The 3,676-nt window shown below is 60.6% G+C and carries 2 protein-coding genes and 4 pseudogenes; 4 read left to right on the forward strand and 2 right to left on the reverse strand.

Going from position 1 to position 3,676, the window contains the following annotated elements; all coding sequences use genetic code 11:
• Nucleotides 1-463, forward strand: a pseudogene (locus X738_RS80295) (ISL3 family transposase); the annotation flags it as partial.
• A gap of 71 nt (nt 464-534) precedes the next feature.
• Here the strand turns inward: X738_RS80295 and X738_RS81940 are convergent.
• Nucleotides 535-1,086: pseudogene (locus X738_RS81940) on the reverse strand (IS6 family transposase); the annotation flags it as partial.
• On the opposite strand from X738_RS81940, the pseudogene X738_RS80305 reads away from it, so the two are divergent.
• Both X738_RS80305 and X738_RS89940 read left to right on the forward strand, forming a co-directional pair.
• Nucleotides 1,085-2,686, forward strand: a pseudogene (locus X738_RS80305) (vWA domain-containing protein); the annotation flags it as partial. The pseudogenes X738_RS81940 and X738_RS80305 overlap by 2 nt on opposite strands.
• A gap of 100 nt (nt 2,687-2,786) precedes the next feature.
• Entirely contained in the window at nt 2,787-3,029 is a 243-nt protein-coding gene (locus X738_RS89940; protein ID WP_023804241.1) for a recombinase family protein, read from the forward strand.
• Nucleotides 3,030-3,063: 34 nt separating this feature from the next.
• Here the strand turns inward: X738_RS89940 and X738_RS89945 are convergent, their stop codons facing one another.
• Nucleotides 3,064-3,495: a hypothetical protein gene (locus X738_RS89945; RefSeq protein WP_245277909.1), complete on the reverse strand. Its 432-nt coding sequence runs from the start codon at nt 3,493-3,495 to the stop codon at nt 3,064-3,066.
• A gap of 16 nt (nt 3,496-3,511) precedes the next feature.
• On the opposite strand from X738_RS89945, the pseudogene X738_RS89585 reads away from it, so the two are divergent.
• A pseudogene (locus X738_RS89585) lies at nt 3,512-3,676 on the forward strand (tyrosine--tRNA ligase); the annotation flags it as partial.

Here is a 3,676-nt window from a genome sequence, read left to right on the forward strand (position 1 = left end):
GCGGCGGGCCGAAAGAGAGCAGGCCGATGACATTCAGTCTCCCGCGCTGAACTTGGAGCCGGTTCGAGATCCGGATACCGGTCATGCGATCTCGCCAGTGGTCGCCGCGGCGCTGTGCATCAAGCCGCGAGGCCTGCGCAGAGAGCGGCAGGCAAGAAAGGTCGATGCCCTGAAGCAGGGATCTGATGCTTTCGCAGAGATGCGCCGCCTGGCGATGCGCTTCAACGGCATCCTTCGCGGCAAGAGATCCGTACCACTGGACGCGTGGATCGACGATGCGATCGACCTCGAACTCATTCCGATCATGCGGTTCGCCCGTGTTTTGCGCAGAGACACCGATGCCGTCGACAACGCCATCGAACTGCCCTGGAGCAACGGACNGACCCTCAAGCGCGCAATGTACGGCAGAGCAGGTCCCGAACTGCTGAGAGCACGCATGCTGCCGCCGCGCCACACAAAGTGAGGAAGAACCTAATTAACTGCCAAGCGACACGTTGTCTGAAATTGGCCGGCCGAGGGCTGCTGCTGCAGAATTCATGCGGGCGTTCCAGTCACGGCCTTCCATTCGGCGATGGCTTGCAGGCGATGAACATGTATGGCGAGAGCAGAACGTTTGGGGCGGGGCGGGACGAAGAGGTTGCGGAGGGCTGACAAGGTCGAGACGAAGCGTTGCAGGCCTCCCGGCGATCGGACCCCCTGGATCATCCGCTCCCGTTTTCGCGGCGGCACATGGGAATTCTCCGCTCTGTTGTTCAACCCCTTGTGCGACCGGTGCTCGACGTCCGGCATCACCTGTCGCTTTGCCGCTCCATACGAGCGCAGCTAGTCGGTGATCATGCGCTTCGGCGCGAGCCCCTGCTTCTTCAACAGCCGCGTCAGCAAGCGCTTGGCGGCCTTGGGGTTGCGGCGGTTTTGCACGATTTCGTCCAGCACATATCCATCCTGGTCGACGGCGCGCCACAACCAAAGCTTTTTGCCGGCGATGGTGACGACCACTTCGTTCAGGTACCAGACATCATTCCGGCACGGCGGCTTGCGGCGCAAGCAGCGAGCGTAGTCCGGCCCGAACTTGATGCCCCACCGGCGAGCCGCCCGCATGCCGGCCGAGTCCAAGCTGATGGTGCAACAGCCCGCCATGGCGCCGGCCGACCAGATACAGCCGCAACAGAAAAACCGCGACCGCGTCGAGGACTTCAAGACCAATCCGGTGCATGCAGCACTCGAAGACCCGGTCTCGACCTTCTCGATCGACGTCGACACCGCCTCCTATTCCTTCGTGCGGCGTTCGCTCAGGGAAGGTGTTGTGCCGCAGGCCGATACAGTTCGCGTCGAGGAGATGATCAACTACTTCCCCTATGACTGGAAAGGTCCGGACGTTGCCTCGACGCCATTCAACTCGACCGTCAGCGTCATGCCGACGCCGTGGAACGAGCACACCAGGCTGATGCATGTCGCCATCAAAGGTTTCGACGTGAAGCCGGCCGAGCAGCCCAAGGCCAATCTGGTCTTCCTGATCGACGTTTCGGGCTCGATGAACGAGCAGGATAAGTTGCCGCTCTTACAGTCCGCCTTCCGGCTTCTGGTCAACAAATTGAAGCCCGACGACACAGTCTCGATCGTTACTTATGCGGGTCATGCCGGCACTGTCCTCGAACCCACCAGGGTTTCGGAGAAGGATAAGATCCTCAATGCCATCGACACGTTGGCGCCCGGCGGCAGCACGGCCGGCGAGGCGGGTATCAGGCAAGCCTATCGGCTGGGGNATAAGATCCTCAATGCCATCGACACGTTGGCGCCCGGCGGCAGCACGGCCGGCGAGGCGGGTATCAGGCAAGCCTACAGGCTGGCGCAGAAATCCTTTGTCAACGACGGGATCAATCGCGTGATGCTCGCCACGGACGGCGACTTCAATGTCGGCCAGACCGACGACGACGATCTGAAGCGGTTGATCGAAAAGGAGCGCAAGACCGGCGTGTTCCTGTCGGTGTTCGGCTTCGGTCGCGGCAATCTGAACGACCAGATGATGCAGACCATCGCCCAGAACGGCAACGGCACCGCCGCCTATATCGACTCTTTGGCCGAGGCCGAGAAGGTGCTGGTCGAAGATGCGTCCTCGACATTGTTCACCATCGCCAAGGACGTGAAAATCCAGGTCGAGTTCAACCCGCAAAAGGTCTCGGAATACCGGCTGATCGGCTATGAGACCCGCGCCTTGAACCGTGAGGACTTCAACAATGACCGCGTCGATGCCGGCGAGATCGGCTCCGGCCATTCGGTCACCGCGATCTACGAGATCACGCCGAATGGCAGCGGCGGCGAGCAAATCGATCCGCTGCGCTACGGCCAGGCCTCGGTGAACAATGGCGGCGTCGCCAACGCCGACGAATATGCCTTCGTGAAGATCCGCTACAAGTTGCCGAACGAGGATGCCTCGAAGCTGATCACCACGCCGGTGACATCAGCCAACGAAGTGGCTGATTTCAACCAGGCCAGCACCGACCAGCGTTTCTCGGCTGCCGTCGCGGCGTTCGGCCAGAAGCTGCGCGACGAGGATGCGACCGCGAAGTTCGGCTACGACAAGATCATGGAGATTGCCACTGCCGCTCGAGGAGCCGACCCGTTTGGGTACAGGTCCGAGTTCCTCTCGCTTGTGCGCCTTGCCTCGGCGCTCGGCGGCAACCGGTAGTGGTGATGACGGCCGGTCTCCTTCAGATGGGATCGTTCTGACAGGGGAAACCGACCTACGGGCGGGTGAGGCAGGCCGGCGAGGGGCTCATTCCTGGGATATGCACGTTGCTCGTGTTTATCTGCGGGTCAGTACGCAAGGGCAGGATCTTGATCGCCAGGAATCGATCATCGTTGAGGCGAGGGATGCCGGGTACTACATCGCCGGCGTCTACCGCGAGAAGGCATCCGGCGCTCGCGCCGACCGGCCGGAGCTGCTTCGTCTAATCGCGGACCTTCAGCCGGGGGAGGTTGTCGTTGCGGAGAAGATAGACCGCATCAGTCGCTGGCCGCGATGTCGCTAAGATCCACAACACCAGGTACGGCAAGACAGCACCCTTATTCCGAATTGTTTCGATCAGCTTTCAGCTTCAGGCAAAGGCAGACGCCGACGGCGTTGCCAAGATCGTGCTCGAGTCCATTCAGGAAATGTTGCTGAAGCTCGCCCTGCAAATGGCTCGGGACGACTTCCAGGATCGCCGCGAACGCCAGAGGCAAGGCATCGAATTGGCAAAGGCGGGCGGGAAATATGCCGGACCAAGCTGACTGGTGACACACGAACGCATTATTGTCTTCCGGTCTGGCGGCAACAGTATCGGCAGGACGGCAAAGCTGACCGGCTGCAGCGAAGCGCAGGTGAAGCGCGTCTGGGCTCGACATCAGAAGGAAAGCGGGAAGCAGGAAATGTTGTCGCAAAAGTTGAGTTCTGCGACGGTGCAAAAGTCGCAAAATCGTCGCGACAAAGGCTCGGCAGCTCCCCGAAGTAGCCATTTCAGATTGCTTGCAGGTGCGGATAAAGNGCTATGTAAATCAAGGGACCGACCTGCCGGGTGTCGATGCCGCCTTTGAAGCAGGCATCGTACCCGCTTACGCTGGTTTCGATGCGACGGCTGACAGTCTTCATGTCGGCCATCTTCTTCTGATCATGGCGCTTCGTCATCTTCAGCAGACT

Origin of the sequence: Mesorhizobium sp. L48C026A00 (assembly GCF_000502375.1) — a bacterium.
Classification (GTDB): Bacteria; Pseudomonadota; Alphaproteobacteria; order Rhizobiales; family Rhizobiaceae; genus Mesorhizobium; species Mesorhizobium muleiense.